The organism is Prauserella sp. PE36, from assembly GCF_003311655.1.
Taxonomy (GTDB): Bacteria; Actinomycetota; Actinomycetes; order Mycobacteriales; family Pseudonocardiaceae; genus Prauserella_A; species Prauserella_A endophytica.
Genome location: NZ_QEQT01000007.1, coordinates 1 through 484 on the forward strand (window position 1 = coordinate 1; position 484 = coordinate 484).

Genomic DNA, 484 nt, shown 5'->3' on the forward strand with positions numbered 1-484 from the left:
CAGCGCATCGCGTACGCCGCCGAGCGGTCCACCTTCGACGGGTCCTTGCCCGAGAACGCGCCACCACCGTGCCGCGCCATCCCGCCGTAGGTGTCCACGATGATCTTCCGACCGGTCAGGCCCGCGTCACCCATCGGACCGCCGACCACGAACCGGCCCGTGGGGTTCACCAGCAGCCGCAGGTCGGAGGAGTCGAGCTCCACCCCGGCCAGCACGGGCGCCACCACGTGCTCGCGCACGTCGACGCCGAGCATCTTGTCCAGGTCGATGCCGTCGGCGTGCTGGCTCGACACCACCACGGTGTCCAGCTTCACCGCCTGCTCGCCCGCGTACTCGATGGTCACCTGCGTCTTGCCGTCCGGCCGCAGGTAGGGCAGCACGCCCTCCTTGCGCACCGCGGCGAGCCGCTGCGAGAGCCGGTGGGCCAGCGCGATCGGCAGCGGCATCAGCTCCGGCGTGTCCGAGCACGCGTAGCCGAACATCA

At 71.3% G+C, this 484-nt stretch carries 1 protein-coding gene; it reads right to left on the reverse strand.

Translation table 11 applies throughout. From position 1 onward, the window contains the following. Window positions 1-484: methionine adenosyltransferase domain-containing protein (locus DI005_RS00155; protein WP_158559765.1), on the reverse strand; the 484-nt coding region annotated here is incomplete at both ends.